The sequence below is a fragment of the Rahnella sp. ChDrAdgB13 genome, assembly GCF_017655185.1.
Taxonomy (GTDB): Bacteria; Pseudomonadota; Gammaproteobacteria; order Enterobacterales; family Enterobacteriaceae; genus Rahnella; species Rahnella contaminans.
In genome coordinates this window covers 1-11,407 of the sequence record NZ_JAEMGT010000056.1, presented here as the reverse complement: position 1 = coordinate 11,407, position 11,407 = coordinate 1, and the positions used below count along the sequence as shown (strand labels likewise).

24 protein-coding genes are annotated in these 11,407 nt (G+C 48.7%); 1 reads left to right on the top strand and 23 read right to left on the bottom strand.

Translation table 11 applies throughout. The annotated features are described in order from the left end of the window. Positions 1 to 2: 2 nt before the first annotated feature. The 21 genes from rplO to rpsJ form a co-directional block, all read right to left on the bottom strand. Positions 3 to 437, bottom strand: coding sequence for a 50S ribosomal protein L15 (gene rplO / locus J8X26_RS15540; RefSeq protein WP_013573702.1), 435 nt, complete (start codon positions 435 to 437; stop codon positions 3 to 5). A gap of 3 nt (positions 438 to 440) precedes the next feature. After that, positions 441 to 620: a 50S ribosomal protein L30 gene (gene rpmD, locus J8X26_RS15535; protein WP_101080134.1), complete on the bottom strand. Its 180-nt coding sequence runs from the start codon at positions 618 to 620 to the stop codon at positions 441 to 443. A gap of 6 nt (positions 621 to 626) precedes the next feature. Beyond that, positions 627 to 1,127, bottom strand: a complete 501-nt coding sequence (gene rpsE, locus J8X26_RS15530; RefSeq protein WP_101080135.1) for a 30S ribosomal protein S5 — start codon at positions 1,125 to 1,127, stop codon at positions 627 to 629. A gap of 14 nt (positions 1,128 to 1,141) precedes the next feature. Continuing rightward, the gene (gene rplR / locus J8X26_RS15525; protein WP_013573699.1) at positions 1,142 to 1,495 is read right to left on the bottom strand and encodes a 50S ribosomal protein L18; all 354 of its coding nucleotides are present in this window, start codon (positions 1,493 to 1,495) and stop codon (positions 1,142 to 1,144) included. 9 nt (positions 1,496 to 1,504) lie between these two features. After that, positions 1,505 to 2,038 carry a 50S ribosomal protein L6 gene (gene rplF / locus J8X26_RS15520; RefSeq protein ID WP_013573698.1) on the bottom strand — a complete coding sequence of 178 codons (534 nt, stop codon included), beginning with the start codon at positions 2,036 to 2,038 and terminating at the stop codon, positions 1,505 to 1,507. A gap of 13 nt (positions 2,039 to 2,051) precedes the next feature. Next, positions 2,052 to 2,444 (bottom strand): 30S ribosomal protein S8, encoded by a 393-nt coding sequence (gene rpsH / locus J8X26_RS15515; RefSeq protein WP_104923581.1) that lies wholly within the window; start codon positions 2,442 to 2,444, stop codon positions 2,052 to 2,054. Between the two features lie 33 nt (positions 2,445 to 2,477). Continuing rightward, on the bottom strand, positions 2,478 to 2,783 hold the full coding sequence (rpsN, locus tag J8X26_RS15510) for a 30S ribosomal protein S14 (RefSeq protein WP_013573696.1): 306 nt from the start codon (positions 2,781 to 2,783) through the stop codon (positions 2,478 to 2,480). A 13-nt stretch (positions 2,784 to 2,796) separates the two neighbouring features. Next, complete coding sequence (rplE, locus tag J8X26_RS15505; protein ID WP_013573695.1) at positions 2,797 to 3,336, bottom strand: 50S ribosomal protein L5; 540 nt, start codon at positions 3,334 to 3,336, stop codon at positions 2,797 to 2,799. Positions 3,337 to 3,350: 14 nt separating this feature from the next. Next, positions 3,351 to 3,665 carry a 50S ribosomal protein L24 gene (rplX, locus tag J8X26_RS15500; RefSeq protein ID WP_013573694.1) on the bottom strand — a complete coding sequence of 105 codons (315 nt, stop codon included), beginning with the start codon at positions 3,663 to 3,665 and terminating at the stop codon, positions 3,351 to 3,353. Positions 3,666 to 3,675: 10 nt separating this feature from the next. Next, positions 3,676 to 4,047 carry a 50S ribosomal protein L14 gene (gene rplN, locus J8X26_RS15495; RefSeq protein ID WP_008457164.1) on the bottom strand — a complete coding sequence of 124 codons (372 nt, stop codon included), beginning with the start codon at positions 4,045 to 4,047 and terminating at the stop codon, positions 3,676 to 3,678. A gap of 170 nt (positions 4,048 to 4,217) precedes the next feature. Then, the gene (rpsQ, locus tag J8X26_RS15490) at positions 4,218 to 4,472 is read right to left on the bottom strand and encodes a 30S ribosomal protein S17 (protein WP_014333604.1); all 255 of its coding nucleotides are present in this window, start codon (positions 4,470 to 4,472) and stop codon (positions 4,218 to 4,220) included. Next, a complete protein-coding gene (gene rpmC, locus J8X26_RS15485) occupies positions 4,472 to 4,663 on the bottom strand; it encodes a 50S ribosomal protein L29 (RefSeq protein WP_013573692.1) in 192 nt (63 codons plus the stop codon). Before rpmC ends, rpsQ begins: the two co-directional genes overlap by 1 nt. Further along, entirely contained in the window at positions 4,663 to 5,073 is a 411-nt protein-coding gene (rplP, locus tag J8X26_RS15480) for a 50S ribosomal protein L16 (RefSeq protein ID WP_009639183.1), read from the bottom strand. Before rplP ends, rpmC begins: the two co-directional genes overlap by 1 nt. Before the next feature lie 12 nt (positions 5,074 to 5,085). Continuing rightward, entirely contained in the window at positions 5,086 to 5,784 is a 699-nt protein-coding gene (rpsC, locus tag J8X26_RS15475) for a 30S ribosomal protein S3 (RefSeq protein ID WP_004956187.1), read from the bottom strand. Positions 5,785 to 5,801: 17 nt separating this feature from the next. After that, positions 5,802 to 6,134, bottom strand: coding sequence for a 50S ribosomal protein L22 (gene rplV, locus J8X26_RS15470; RefSeq protein WP_004391423.1), 333 nt, complete (start codon positions 6,132 to 6,134; stop codon positions 5,802 to 5,804). Between the two features lie 14 nt (positions 6,135 to 6,148). Beyond that, positions 6,149 to 6,427 carry a 30S ribosomal protein S19 gene (gene rpsS / locus J8X26_RS15465; RefSeq protein ID WP_004929772.1) on the bottom strand — a complete coding sequence of 93 codons (279 nt, stop codon included), beginning with the start codon at positions 6,425 to 6,427 and terminating at the stop codon, positions 6,149 to 6,151. Between the two features lie 14 nt (positions 6,428 to 6,441). Then, positions 6,442 to 7,266: a 50S ribosomal protein L2 gene (gene rplB, locus J8X26_RS15460; protein WP_152327227.1), complete on the bottom strand. Its 825-nt coding sequence runs from the start codon at positions 7,264 to 7,266 to the stop codon at positions 6,442 to 6,444. Positions 7,267 to 7,284: 18 nt separating this feature from the next. Beyond that, positions 7,285 to 7,587, bottom strand: coding sequence for a 50S ribosomal protein L23 (gene rplW, locus J8X26_RS15455; protein WP_013573689.1), 303 nt, complete (start codon positions 7,585 to 7,587; stop codon positions 7,285 to 7,287). After that, the gene (gene rplD / locus J8X26_RS15450; RefSeq protein ID WP_013573688.1) at positions 7,584 to 8,189 is read right to left on the bottom strand and encodes a 50S ribosomal protein L4; all 606 of its coding nucleotides are present in this window, start codon (positions 8,187 to 8,189) and stop codon (positions 7,584 to 7,586) included. The genes rplW and rplD overlap by 4 nt, the downstream gene beginning before the upstream one ends. A 16-nt stretch (positions 8,190 to 8,205) precedes the next feature. Then, positions 8,206 to 8,835, bottom strand: coding sequence for a 50S ribosomal protein L3 (gene rplC, locus J8X26_RS15445; protein WP_013573687.1), 630 nt, complete (start codon positions 8,833 to 8,835; stop codon positions 8,206 to 8,208). A gap of 33 nt (positions 8,836 to 8,868) precedes the next feature. After that, the gene (rpsJ, locus tag J8X26_RS15440; RefSeq protein ID WP_009639175.1) at positions 8,869 to 9,180 is read right to left on the bottom strand and encodes a 30S ribosomal protein S10; all 312 of its coding nucleotides are present in this window, start codon (positions 9,178 to 9,180) and stop codon (positions 8,869 to 8,871) included. A gap of 449 nt (positions 9,181 to 9,629) precedes the next feature. Here rpsJ and J8X26_RS15435 point away from each other — a divergent pair, with 449 nt between their 5' ends. After that, positions 9,630 to 10,430, top strand: a complete 801-nt coding sequence (locus J8X26_RS15435) for an A24 family peptidase (protein WP_208951329.1) — start codon at positions 9,630 to 9,632, stop codon at positions 10,428 to 10,430. Between the two features lie 9 nt (positions 10,431 to 10,439). On the opposite strand, the gene bfr is transcribed toward J8X26_RS15435, so the two are convergent. Both bfr and bfd read right to left on the bottom strand, forming a co-directional pair. After that, positions 10,440 to 10,919, bottom strand: a complete 480-nt coding sequence (gene bfr / locus J8X26_RS15430) for a bacterioferritin (RefSeq protein ID WP_165061134.1) — start codon at positions 10,917 to 10,919, stop codon at positions 10,440 to 10,442. An 85-nt stretch (positions 10,920 to 11,004) separates the two neighbouring features. Continuing rightward, complete coding sequence (gene bfd / locus J8X26_RS15425; protein ID WP_056778102.1) at positions 11,005 to 11,199, bottom strand: bacterioferritin-associated ferredoxin; 195 nt, start codon at positions 11,197 to 11,199, stop codon at positions 11,005 to 11,007. Positions 11,200 to 11,407: the final 208 nt, after the last annotated feature.

Below are 11,407 nucleotides of genomic sequence, written 5' to 3'. Positions count from 1 at the left end.
ACTTATTCCTCAATTTTACCGCCAGCAGCTTCGATAGCAACACGAGCGCCTTTGGTGACACGCAAACCACGCAGAGTTACCGCACGACCAACTTCGCCTGAAAGGATTACTTTCGCGAACTCGATCTGGATACCAACTACGTTAGCGGCTTTCAGCGCGTTCAGGTCGATCACGTCGCCTTCCACCAGAGCCAGTTCAGACAGACGAACTTCTGCCGTGATCATAGCTTTGCGGGAGGTGAAGCCGAATTTCGGCAGACGACGATATAAAGGCATCTGACCACCTTCAAAACCGCGACGTACGCCACCGCCAGAACGTGAGTTCTGACCTTTGTGACCACGACCACCGGTTTTACCCAGGCCAGAACCGATACCACGACCTACACGCCTTGGCGCTTGTTTGGCACCATCAGCCGGAGACAGAGTATTTAAACGCATCTCTTACTCCTCAACCTTAACCATGTAGGAAACCAGGTTGATCATACCGCGTACAGCAGGAGTATCCTCGCGCTCTACGGTGTGACCAATACGACGCAGACCCAGACCAACCAGAGTAGCTTTATGCTTAGGCAGGCGGCCAATAGAACTGCGAGTTTGTGTAACTTTAATAGTCTTTGCCATGGTTAATTACCCCAGAATTTCTTCAACGGATTTACCACGCTTGGCAGCGACCATTTGTGGGGATTTCATATTTGCCAGAGCGTCGATAGTTGCACGAACCACGTTAATCGGGTTTGTAGAACCATAAGCTTTAGCCAATACGTTATGTACCCCTGCAACTTCCAGGACGGCGCGCATTGCACCACCGGCGATGATACCGGTACCTTCGGAAGCCGGCTGCATGAACACACGGGAACCCGTATGAGCACCTTTAACAGGATGCTGCAGGGTGCCGCTATTCAGCGCGACATTCAACATGTTGCGACGGGCTTTTTCCATCGCTTTCTGGATCGCTGCCGGAACTTCGCGTGCTTTGCCGTAGCCAAAACCAACGCGACCGTTACCATCACCAACTACTGTCAGTGCGGTAAAGCTGAAGATACGGCCACCTTTTACGGTTTTAGATACGCGGTTTACCGCGATCAGCTTTTCCTGCAGTTCGCCAGCTTGTTTTTCGATGTGAGCCATCTTAAACCTCTTCCTTAGAACTGAAGGCCAGCTTCACGGGCAGCATCTGCCAGTGCCTGGACTCGACCATGATATTGGAAACCGGAACGGTCAAAGGATACTTTCGTGATCCCTTTTTCCAATGCGCGTTCTGCGATAGCTTTACCTACAGCAGTGGCAGCATCTTTGTTGCCGGTATACTTCAGTTGCTCAGTAATAGTTTTTTCTACAGTAGATGCAGCAACTATGACTTCAGAACCGTTTGGTGCGATGACCTGTGCGTAAATATGACGCGGGGTACGATGTACCACCAGACGAGTCGCACCCAATTCTTTGAGCTTGCGGCGTGCGCGGGTCGCACGACGGATACGAGCAGATTTCTTATCCATAGTGTTACCTTACTTCTTCTTAGCCTCTTTGGTACGCACGACTTCGTCGGCGTAACGGACACCCTTGCCTTTATAAGGCTCAGGACGACGGTAGGCACGTAAATCCGCAGCAACCTGACCGATTACCTGCTTATCAGCGCCTTTCAGCACGATTTCAGTTTGGGTCGGACATTCTGCAGTAATGCCTTCCGGCAGTTGATGATCGACCGGGTGAGAAAAGCCTAAGGCTAAATTCACCACGTTGCCTTTAACAGCAGCACGATAACCAACACCTACCAGTTGAAGCTTTTTAGTGAAGCCGTCGGTAACACCTACAACCATAGAGTTCAACAGTGCACGAGTGGTACCCGCTTGGGCCCAACCATCTACAGCGCCTTCGCGTGGAGCGAAAGTCAGTGTATTTTCTTCCTGTTTTACTACTACAGCGTCATGGATAGTACGTGACAGCTCGCCGTTTTTACCCTTAATCGAAATAACCTGACCGTTGAGTTTAACCTCTACGCCGGCAGGAATGACGACGGGTGCTTTTGCAACACGAGACATTCTTTCCTCCCAATTAAGCTACGTAGCAGATAATCTCGCCACCAAGACCAGCCTGGCGAGCTGCACGATCGGTCATAACACCTTTAGAGGTAGAAATAACAGCAATACCCATACCAGCCATAACTTTAGGCAGCTCATCTTTTTTCTTGTAGATGCGCAGACCTGGACGGCTGATACGTTGAATGCTTTCTACCACTGGGCTTCCCTGGAAGTACTTCAGTACTAATTCCAGTTCAGGTTTGGCGTCGCCTTCGATTTTAAATTCTTCAATATAGCCTTCTTCCTTCAGCACGTTGGCAATAGCCACTTTCAGCTTGGAGGAAGGCATGGTGACCGCAACTTTGTTCGCGGCTTGACCGTTACGGATACGGGTCAGCATATCCGCGATCGGATCTTGCATGCTCATCTGTCTTTACTCCCGTGATTCAATTGGTGACAATTACCAGCTAGCCTTTTTAAGACCCGGAATTTCACCGCGCATAGCGGCTTCACGGACCTTAATACGGCTCAACCCGAACTTCCGCAGGAAAGCATGCGGACGACCAGTTTGACGGCAGCGGTTACGCTGACGAGACGGGCTGGAATCACGCGGCAGAGACTGCAGCTTAAGAACCGCATCCCAACGATCTTCGTCGGATGAGTTCACACCAGAGATAATAGCTTTCAATTCCTCGCGTTTAGCGCGGTATTTATCAGCCAGTTTTACGCGAACGACTTCGCGTGCTTTCATGGATTGCTTAGCCATTAGTAACCCTGCCTTACTTGCGGAACGGGAAGTTAAAGGCTGTCAGCAATGCACGGCCTTCATCATCGGATTTCGCAGTAGTGGTGATAGTAATATCTAAACCACGAACGCGATCGACTTTATCATAATCGATTTCCGGGAAGATGATCTGTTCACGCACGCCCATGCTGTAGTTACCACGACCATCGAAAGACTTAGCAGACAAGCCGCGGAAGTCACGAATACGTGGAACAGCAATAGAGACCAGACGCTCAAAGAACTCCCACATGCGTTCGCCGCGGAGGGTTACTTTACAGCCGATCGGATAGCCCTGACGGATTTTGAAGCCTGCAACTGATTTGCGTGCTTTGGTGATCAGCGGTTTTTGACCGGAGATTGCTGCCAAGTCAGCTGCTGCGTTATCCAGCAGTTTCTTGTCAGCGATCGCTTCACCAACACCCATGTTCAGGGTGATCTTCTCGACCCGAGGGACTTGCATGACAGAATTGTAACCAAACTCAGCCATGAGTTTTTTTACGACATCGTCTTTGTAGTAATCATGCAGTTTCGCCATCGTACTACTCCAAATTACTTGATAGTTACGCTGTTAGACTTGAAGAAACGTACTTTTTTGCCGTCTTCGAATCTAAAGCCTACACGGTCCGCCTTGCCAGTAGCCGTGTTGAAGAGAGCAACGTTAGAAACCGGAATTGCAGCTTCTTTTTCAACGATGCCACCTGGTTGATTCAGGGCCGGTACAGGCTTCTGATGTTTTTTAACCAGGTTGATACCTTCAACAATGACCTTGCCAGAAGACAGGACATTTTTTACTTTACCGCGCTTACCTTTATCTTTACCGGTAAGCAGGATAACTTCGTCATCACGACGGATTTTCGCTGCCATGGTTCGCTCCTTAGAGTACTTCTGGTGCCAGAGAGATAATTTTCATGAACTTCTCATTACGCAGTTCACGAGTTACCGGCCCAAAAATACGCGTGCCGATTGGCTGCTCGCTGTTATTGTTTAAAATAACGCATGCATTACCATCGAAGCGAATGACAGAACCGTCCGGGCGACGAACACCCTTCTTGGTGCGCACCACTACCGCCTTCAGCACATCGCCTTTCTTCACCTTACCGCGAGGAATTGCTTCCTTGATGGTAATTTTGATGATGTCGCCGACGCCTGCGTAGCGACGGTGCGAGCCACCTAGAACCTTGATACACATTACGCGACGTGCACCGGAGTTGTCGGCCACGGTCAGCATAGTCTGTTCTTGGATCATGTTAGTGCTCCGCTAATGTCAACTACAACTTTAGGACCCAGGATAGGTCGTTAAGAAATCCCCACAATATGAGGGCGCGGCATTATAACACCGGTTCCCGATTATGGGTAGAAAAAATAAACGGCCCACGTACATGAGCCGTTTATCTATTTTTGAGAGGCGCTACTGTATTACAGAATCGCTTTCTCTACAACGCGAACCAAGGTCCAAGACTTAGTCTTAGACAGTGGACGGCATTCGCTGATTTCTACAACGTCGCCGATACCACATTCATTGTTCTCGTCATGTACGTGCAATTTAGTCGTACGCTTGATGAATTTACCGTAGATCGGGTGTTTCACCACACGTTCAATCGCAACAACGATGGATTTTTCCATTTTGTCACTGATTACACGACCCTGCAGAGTACGGATCTTGTCAGTCATTACGCACCCGCCTTTTCAGTCAGTAAAGTCTTCACACGTGCAACATCACGACGCACTTGTTTCAACAGGTGTGTTTGCTGCAACTGGCCACTTGCCGTTTGCATGCGCAGGTTAAACTGCTCACGCAAAAGGTTCAGCAGCTCAGTGTTCAGCTCTTCCACGCTTTTTTCGCGCAGCTCTTGTGCTTTCATTACATCACCGTCTTAGTTACAAAGGTGGTTTTGATAGGCAGTTTGGCTGCTGCCAGCTGGAAGGCTTCACGAGCCAGCTCTTCAGGCACACCGTCCATTTCGTACAGGACTTTACCAGGCTGAATCAAAGCAACCCAATACTCAACGTTGCCTTTACCTTTACCCATACGAACTTCGAGCGGTTTCTCGGTGATCGGTTTGTCCGGGAATACTCGGATCCAGATCTTACCTTGACGCTTAACTGCACGGGTCATCGCACGACGTGCTGCTTCAATTTGACGAGCAGTCAGACGACCACGGCCAACAGCTTTCAGACCGTAAGTGCCGAAGCTCACATCCGTACCTTGCGCAAGACCACGGTTGCGGCCCTTGTGCACCTTACGGAATTTTGTACGCTTTGGTTGTAACATCAGCGACTCTCCTTACTTGCGGCCTTTACGCTGCTGCTTTTTAGGTTGAGCAGCCGGTTCCGGTTGTTCAACTGCAGCCATACCACCCAGGATCTCACCTTTGAAGATCCATACCTTAACGCCGATTACACCATAAGTGGTGTGCGCTTCAGATGTGTTGTAATCGATATCCGCACGCAGAGTATGCAACGGAACACGACCTTCACGGTACCATTCGGTACGCGCGATTTCAGCACCGCCAAGGCGGCCGCTTACTTCAACTTTGATACCTTTAGCGCCAAGACGCATTGCGTTCTGTACAGCACGCTTCATAGCACGACGGAACATAACACGACGTTCCAGCTGTGAAGTGATGCTGTCAGCAACCAATTTTGCGTCCAGTTCCGGTTTACGGACTTCGGCGATGTTAATCTGCGCAGGAACGCCAGCGATATCCGCTACGACCTTACGCAGTTTTTCGACATCTTCACCTTTCTTGCCGATAACGATGCCAGGACGAGCAGTGTGAATAGTCACACGGATGCTCTTCGCTGGACGCTCGATAACGATGCGAGAAACGGAAGCTTTCGCCAGTTCTTTAGTCAAGAATTGGCGAACTTTAAAGTCGCTGTCCAGGTTGTCAGCGAATTCTTTGGTATTCGCATACCAAGTAGAGTTCCAAGGTTTGACAATACCCAGGCGAATACCATTAGGATGTACTTTCTGACCCATTGCTAGTCTCCAGAGTCTCAGCGATCGGACACAACCACAGTGATGTGGCTGGTGCGCTTCAGAATGCGATCTGCACGACCTTTTGCACGAGGCATAATGCGCTTCATGCTTGGGCCTTCGTCTACGAAAATCTTCGTGACTTTCAGATCATCGATGTCAGCGCCATCGTTGTGTTCTGCGTTAGCAATGGCAGACTCCAGTACCTTCTTAACCAGACCAGCAGCTTTCTTGTTGGTGTAGGCCAGAGTTTCCAGAGCTTGCGACACTTTCTTACCGCGAATCAGGTCCGCAACAAGGCGAACCTTCTGAGCAGAAGAACGAGCGTGGCGATGTTTAGCGATAGTTTCCATCTCTTCCTCCTACCTTAGCGCTTTTTAGCTTTTTTATCAGCCGCATGGCCGCGATAAGTACGAGTCGGCGCGAATTCACCCAGTTTGTGACCGACCATTTCATCGGAAACAAATACTGGTACGTGCTGACGACCATTATGGACAGCGATGGTCAAACCGATCATGTTAGGAAAGATCGTTGAACGACGGGACCAAGTGCGCAAAGGCTTCTTGTCACCGCTTTCCACCGCTTTCTCTACCTTCTTCAGCAAGTGCAGGTCAATAAAAGGACCTTTCTTGAGAGAACGTGGCATGGCTTATCCTCTAATTATTTTTTGCTACGGCGACGTACAATGAATTTATCAGTACGCTTGTTGCTACGGGTCTTCTTACCTTTGGTTTGAACGCCCCACGGAGTTACCGGGTGCTTACCAAAGTTACGACCTTCACCACCACCGTGTGGGTGATCGACTGGGTTCATCGCAGTACCGCGAACGGTAGGACGAATACCACGCCAACGTGCAGCACCTGCTTTACCCAGAACACGAAGCATATGTTCAGAGTTACCGACTTCACCTAAGGTGGCGCGGCAATCAACTTGAACTTTACGCATTTCGCCAGAGCGCAGACGCAGAGTTACGTAGGAACCGTCACGAGCAACGATCTGAACGTAGGCACCGGCTGAACGAGCCATCTGGCCGCCTTTACCTGGTTTCATTTCTACGTTGTGAACCGTTGAACCTACTGGGATGTTGCGCATAGGCAGGGCGTTACCTGTCTTGATTGCAGCATCAACGCCAGATTGGATCTGGTCACCCACTTTCAGGCCTTTCGGCGCCAGGATATAACGGCGTTCGCCATCTTTGTACAGAACCAGCGCGATGTTCGCGGAACGGTTCGGATCGTACTCCAGACGCTCAACCACTGCAGCGATACCATCTTTGTTGCGTTTGAAGTCAACCAGACGATAATGCTGTTTGTGGCCACCACCGATATGACGGGTGGTGATACGGCCATTGTTGTTACGGCCACCGCTTTTGCTCAGTTTTTCAAGCAGCGGGGCAAAAGGTTTACCCTTGTGCAGCTCAGGGTTAACCACTTTAACAACGTGGCGACGACCCGGAGATGTAGGTTTACATTTAACAATTGCCATTGTTCTTACTCCTCCGACTTACTCAGCGCCGCTGATGAAGTCCAGATTCTGGCCTTCTTTCAGGGTGACGTAAGCTTTTTTCCAGTCGCTACGACGACCAACACGCTGACCGTGACGTTTAACTTTGCCTTTAACCAGCAAGGTGTTCACATCTTCGACTTCGACTTCAAACAGTTTCGAAACCGCAGCTTTGATTTCTGCTTTAGTCGCGTCTTTGGCAACTTTGAGAACGATGGTGTTGTTCTTTTCCATCGCAGTAGAAGCTTTTTCAGAAACGTGCGGCGCGCGCAGCACTTTCAGCAGACGTTCTTCACGAATCATGCCAGCATCTCCTCAACTTGCTTCACAGCGTCAGCAGTCATAACCACTTTGTCGAAGGCGATCAGGCTTACTGGATCGATACCTGCTACATCGCGAACGTCAACCTTGTACAGGTTACGTGCGGCCAGGAACAGATTCTCGTCGACTTCGCCAGTTACAATCAGCACGTCTTCCAGAGCCATGTCTTTCAGTTTCTGTGCCAGCAGCTTAGTTTTAGGCGCTTCAACAGAGAACGTCTCGACTACGATCAAACGATCTTGACGTACCAGTTCGGACAGGATGCTTTTCAGCGCGCCGCGGTACATCTTTTTATTTACTTTTTGACTGTGGTCCTGTGGCTTGGCAGCGAAGGTTACACCACCGGAACGCCAGATCGGGCTCTTTACAGAACCTGAACGCGCACGGCCAGTACCTTTCTGACGCCAAGGTTTTTTACCGGAACCAGTTACTTCAGCACGGGTCTTCTGAGCACGAGTACCTTGACGGGCACCTGCTGCATAAGCAACAACGACCTGGTGTACCAGCGCTTCATTGAAATCACGCCCGAAGGTAGTTTCGGAAACAGTCAGCGCGCTCTGCGCGTCTTTCACTACTAATTCCATTCCTATCTCCTCGACGTTAAGCCTTAACAGCAGGTTTAACGATCAGGTTGCCACCGGTAGCACCCGGAACAGCACCCTTGACCAGCAGCAGGTTGCGCTCAGCGTCAACACGTACTACGTCCAGGCTTTGAACGGTTACACGCTCGTTACCCAGTTGGCCTGCCATTTTCTTGCCTTTGAACACTTTGCCCGGAGTCTGGTTCTGACCGATAGAACCCGGAACACGGTGAGACAAGGAGTTACCGTGGGTAGCGTCTTGGGTACGGAAATTCCAGCGCTTAACTGTGCCAGCAAAACCTTTACCTTTAGAAGTACCGGTAACATCAACTTTCTTAACGTCTGCGAAAATTTCAACGCTAATGTTTTGACCTGCAGTGAACTCTTCACCTTCTGCAAGGCGGAATTCCCACAGACCGCGGCCAGCTTCAACGCCAGCTTTAGCGAAGTGACCCGCTTCTGGTTTGGTTACACGGTTAGCTTTTTTGCTACCAGTAGTAACCTGCACAGCACGGTAACCATCGTTGTCCAGGTCTTTGACCTGAGTAACGCGGTTTGCTTCAATTTCGATAACGGTTACAGGGATAGAAACGCCATCTTCTGTGAAGATACGAGTCATACCCACTTTCTTACCGACTAAACCAATCATTGTTTCAACCTCTCAATCGCTCAATGACCCTGATTAACCCAGGCTGATCTGCACGTCTACACCAGCAGCCAGATCCAGACGCATCAGAGCATCAACGGTTTTCTCGGTTGGCTCAACGATGTCAACCAGACGCTTGTGAGTGCGAATCTCATACTGATCGCGCGCATCTTTATTGACGTGCGGAGAAATCAGAATGGTAAAGCGCTCTTTGCGGGTCGGCAGCGGGATTGGACCACGAACTTGCGCACCAGTGCGCTTCGCAGTCTCAACGATTTCCGCAGTTGATTGATCGATCAGACGATGATCAAACGCTTTCAGGCGGATACGGATTCTTTGGTTCTGCATGAGACCAGAGCTCCAATTATTTTAAACGTAAATGATTACTCCTCATACCCATTTCGATTGATGGGAGAGTGTAATCGTTCTTAACATAACCCCCATATCGGGAGTATTGTCGACCGACAAGTAAACTTATCAGCCAGCTGATTCTTATCGAATCAGACTTACCAAGATTAGGTAAGCCCGCGCATTATACGTAAACAGGGAGAATAAGCAACAGACATTACCAAATGGAGTGCTTTTATTTTGCACTACCGTCAACTCGTTCCATCACCCACCTCATCACCTGAGTTTCAGGATCATTTATTGGCGGGCTGTATTACAACTGGGTGAGATATCAACATCCCGTTTCAGTCTTGATTCATAATGAATTCAGTTGGTCATTGCCTCTTCAGGCGCCAATATCATCCGTCATAAAAGATGTTATGACTTTGAATTAGCTAACGGGGCATTCTTTGTACTATCCAATTTTATCTGAAGGTCAGTTTCAGGGAGTCGCCCGCTGTGTAGCTGCTTTCAGCGGCTTTTTGGCCGGTATGTTGCTCAATATCGTAGTTACCCGATTTATTCTAAAGTTTGCTTCGATTCCTGTGCCCCCGTTCACTCTGCCCGATATATCTTATGCGAGAAGCTCTGATGAACCCGATCTATACCTGAAATCTCCATTGCTTAGACAGATGAATTTTCGAATGGCCAGCCTGTATTACCAGGACCAGCTTTCATACCGATCCCTTTTTGTCACCGGGAGCTGCACGCTCTTGTTTTTAGGTATGTCCTTTCTCTTCGATAATCCTATGGCCTGGCTGATAGTTTGTCTGTTTTCTTGTTTTCTCATCACATTGAGTGTTATCGACGCTTCAACATTCATTTTACCGGATGCCTTAACACAGCCGTTGCTGTGGCTCGGTCTGATGCTGAGTGCACTCGGTCATGGCGTGCCCGTTGAGTCTGCTATTTTCGGCGCAGTTTCAGGTTACCTGTCTCTTTGGTTTCTTTATTGGTGTTTGAGATTTGTGATGAAGAAAGAGGGGATGGGTTTTGGTGATTTTAAACTACTGGCAGCAATAGGCGCCTGGTCAGGCTGGGAAGCATTGCCTGCTGTATGTACACTAGCGGCATTAATCGGAATTTTTTATGCCGTGGTTTGGGGGAGGTTCTTACGACGGGGTAGTTTGATTCCTTTTGGCCCTGCCCTTTCAATATCTGGACTTCTGATTTACATCAGCCAGAGGAGTGACATTGTCTGGCTGATGTAATCGATTCTGCTATTGGGATGCTTCTTTGAGCTGGGACTGGATGTAGTTTTGTAACCCAATACGCCCAATTAATTCGATCTCAGTTTCGAGCCAATCGATATGGTGCTCTTCATCTGCAAGGATGGTGATCATTAAATCCCGGCTGACATAATCATGGACTGAATCAGCGTAAGCAATCCCTTCTCTCAGGTCTTTGGCCCCATCGAGTTCAAGTAATAAATCTGACTTCAGCATCTCCTCAACATCTTCGCCAATATTGAGCTTTCCGAGATCTTGAAGATTTGGGATGCCTTCGAGGAAAAGTATGCGTTCAATGTAAATATCGGCATGTTTCATTTCGTCGATAGACTCATGGTACTCGATACCATTCAGGCGCATTAAGCCCCAGTTTTTGAACATTCGGGCGTGCAGAAAATACTGGTTAATTGCAACCAGCTCATTTCCAAGAAGTTTGTTGAGATGAGCAATGACTTTTTTATCGCCTTTCATAGGTAACTCCTCCGTTCCGGTATCTAAAGCGTAGATCCGGCACAGAGTAAGTCAAAAAAAAGGCACACTTTTTAACGAAGTATTTTTACGCGATGTTTTTGAACTCTGGGATTTGTTGTAATTCATCTTCCATTATCTGTCGTGCAGCCCGCACACATTTTCCACACTGAGTTCCTACTGGAACAAAATTTCTGAGCTGCTGGAACGTTTGTGGCTGGTAACGCCTGACGGCCTGTCTGATCGTTTTATCACTGACCGAATTACATAAACACACGTACATATAAACCACACTTCGTCTAAATCTTAGGCTTACTGTAAATGAGAATGGTTATTATTGCAAATCCTGTTTATGCTCTTTATCTCACAAAAATTAGAAAATAAAAAAGGGTGCCGAGGCACCCTTTTTTGCTCTTAATTATCAGCGATTAAGCGATAACTTTAGCAACAACACCAGCGCCTACAGTACGGCCGCCTTCACGGATTGCGAA

Bases quoted from the DNA above. Each gene is read 5' to 3' on its own strand.
- rpsE (WP_101080135.1), bottom strand. From the start codon at position 1,127: ATGGCTCACATCGAAAAACAAGCTGGCGAACTGCAGGAAAAGCTGATC.
- rplE (WP_013573695.1), bottom strand. From the start codon at position 3,336: ATGGCGAAACTGCATGATTACTACAAAGACGATGTCGTAAAAAAACTC.
- rplD (WP_013573688.1), bottom strand. From the start codon at position 8,189: ATGGAATTAGTAGTGAAAGACGCGCAGAGCGCGCTGACTGTTTCCGAA.
- rplP (WP_009639183.1), bottom strand. From the start codon at position 5,073: ATGTTACAACCAAAGCGTACAAAATTCCGTAAGGTGCACAAGGGCCGC.
- rpmD (WP_101080134.1), bottom strand. From the start codon at position 620: ATGGCAAAGACTATTAAAGTTACACAAACTCGCAGTTCTATTGGCCGC.
- rpsC (WP_004956187.1), bottom strand. From the start codon at position 5,784: ATGGGTCAGAAAGTACATCCTAATGGTATTCGCCTGGGTATTGTCAAA.
- rplV (WP_004391423.1), bottom strand. From the start codon at position 6,134: ATGGAAACTATCGCTAAACATCGCCACGCTCGTTCTTCTGCTCAGAAG.
- rplO (WP_013573702.1), bottom strand. From the start codon at position 437: ATGCGTTTAAATACTCTGTCTCCGGCTGATGGTGCCAAACAAGCGCCA.
- rpsS (WP_004929772.1), bottom strand. From the start codon at position 6,427: ATGCCACGTTCTCTCAAGAAAGGTCCTTTTATTGACCTGCACTTGCTG.
- rpsQ (WP_014333604.1), bottom strand. From the start codon at position 4,472: ATGACTGACAAGATCCGTACTCTGCAGGGTCGTGTAATCAGTGACAAA.
- rplF (WP_013573698.1), bottom strand. From the start codon at position 2,038: ATGTCTCGTGTTGCAAAAGCACCCGTCGTCATTCCTGCCGGCGTAGAG.
- rplR (WP_013573699.1), bottom strand. From the start codon at position 1,495: ATGGATAAGAAATCTGCTCGTATCCGTCGTGCGACCCGCGCACGCCGC.
- rpsN (WP_013573696.1), bottom strand. From the start codon at position 2,783: ATGGCTAAGCAATCCATGAAAGCACGCGAAGTCGTTCGCGTAAAACTG.
- rpsH (WP_104923581.1), bottom strand. From the start codon at position 2,444: ATGAGCATGCAAGATCCGATCGCGGATATGCTGACCCGTATCCGTAAC.
- rpmC (WP_013573692.1), bottom strand. From the start codon at position 4,663: ATGAAAGCACAAGAGCTGCGCGAAAAAAGCGTGGAAGAGCTGAACACT.
- rpsJ (WP_009639175.1), bottom strand. From the start codon at position 9,180: ATGCAGAACCAAAGAATCCGTATCCGCCTGAAAGCGTTTGATCATCGT.
- rplC (WP_013573687.1), bottom strand. From the start codon at position 8,835: ATGATTGGTTTAGTCGGTAAGAAAGTGGGTATGACTCGTATCTTCACA.
- rplB (WP_152327227.1), bottom strand. From the start codon at position 7,266: ATGGCAATTGTTAAATGTAAACCTACATCTCCGGGTCGTCGCCACGTT.
- rplN (WP_008457164.1), bottom strand. From the start codon at position 4,047: ATGATCCAAGAACAGACTATGCTGACCGTGGCCGACAACTCCGGTGCA.
- rplX (WP_013573694.1), bottom strand. From the start codon at position 3,665: ATGGCAGCGAAAATCCGTCGTGATGACGAAGTTATCCTGCTTACCGGT.
- bfd (WP_056778102.1), bottom strand. From the start codon at position 11,199: ATGTACGTGTGTTTATGTAATTCGGTCAGTGATAAAACGATCAGACAG.
- bfr (WP_165061134.1), bottom strand. From the start codon at position 10,919: ATGAAAGGCGATAAAAAAGTCATTGCTCATCTCAACAAACTTCTTGGA.
- rplW (WP_013573689.1), bottom strand. From the start codon at position 7,587: ATGATTCGTGAAGAACGTCTGCTGAAAGTGCTGCGCGCGCCGCACGTT.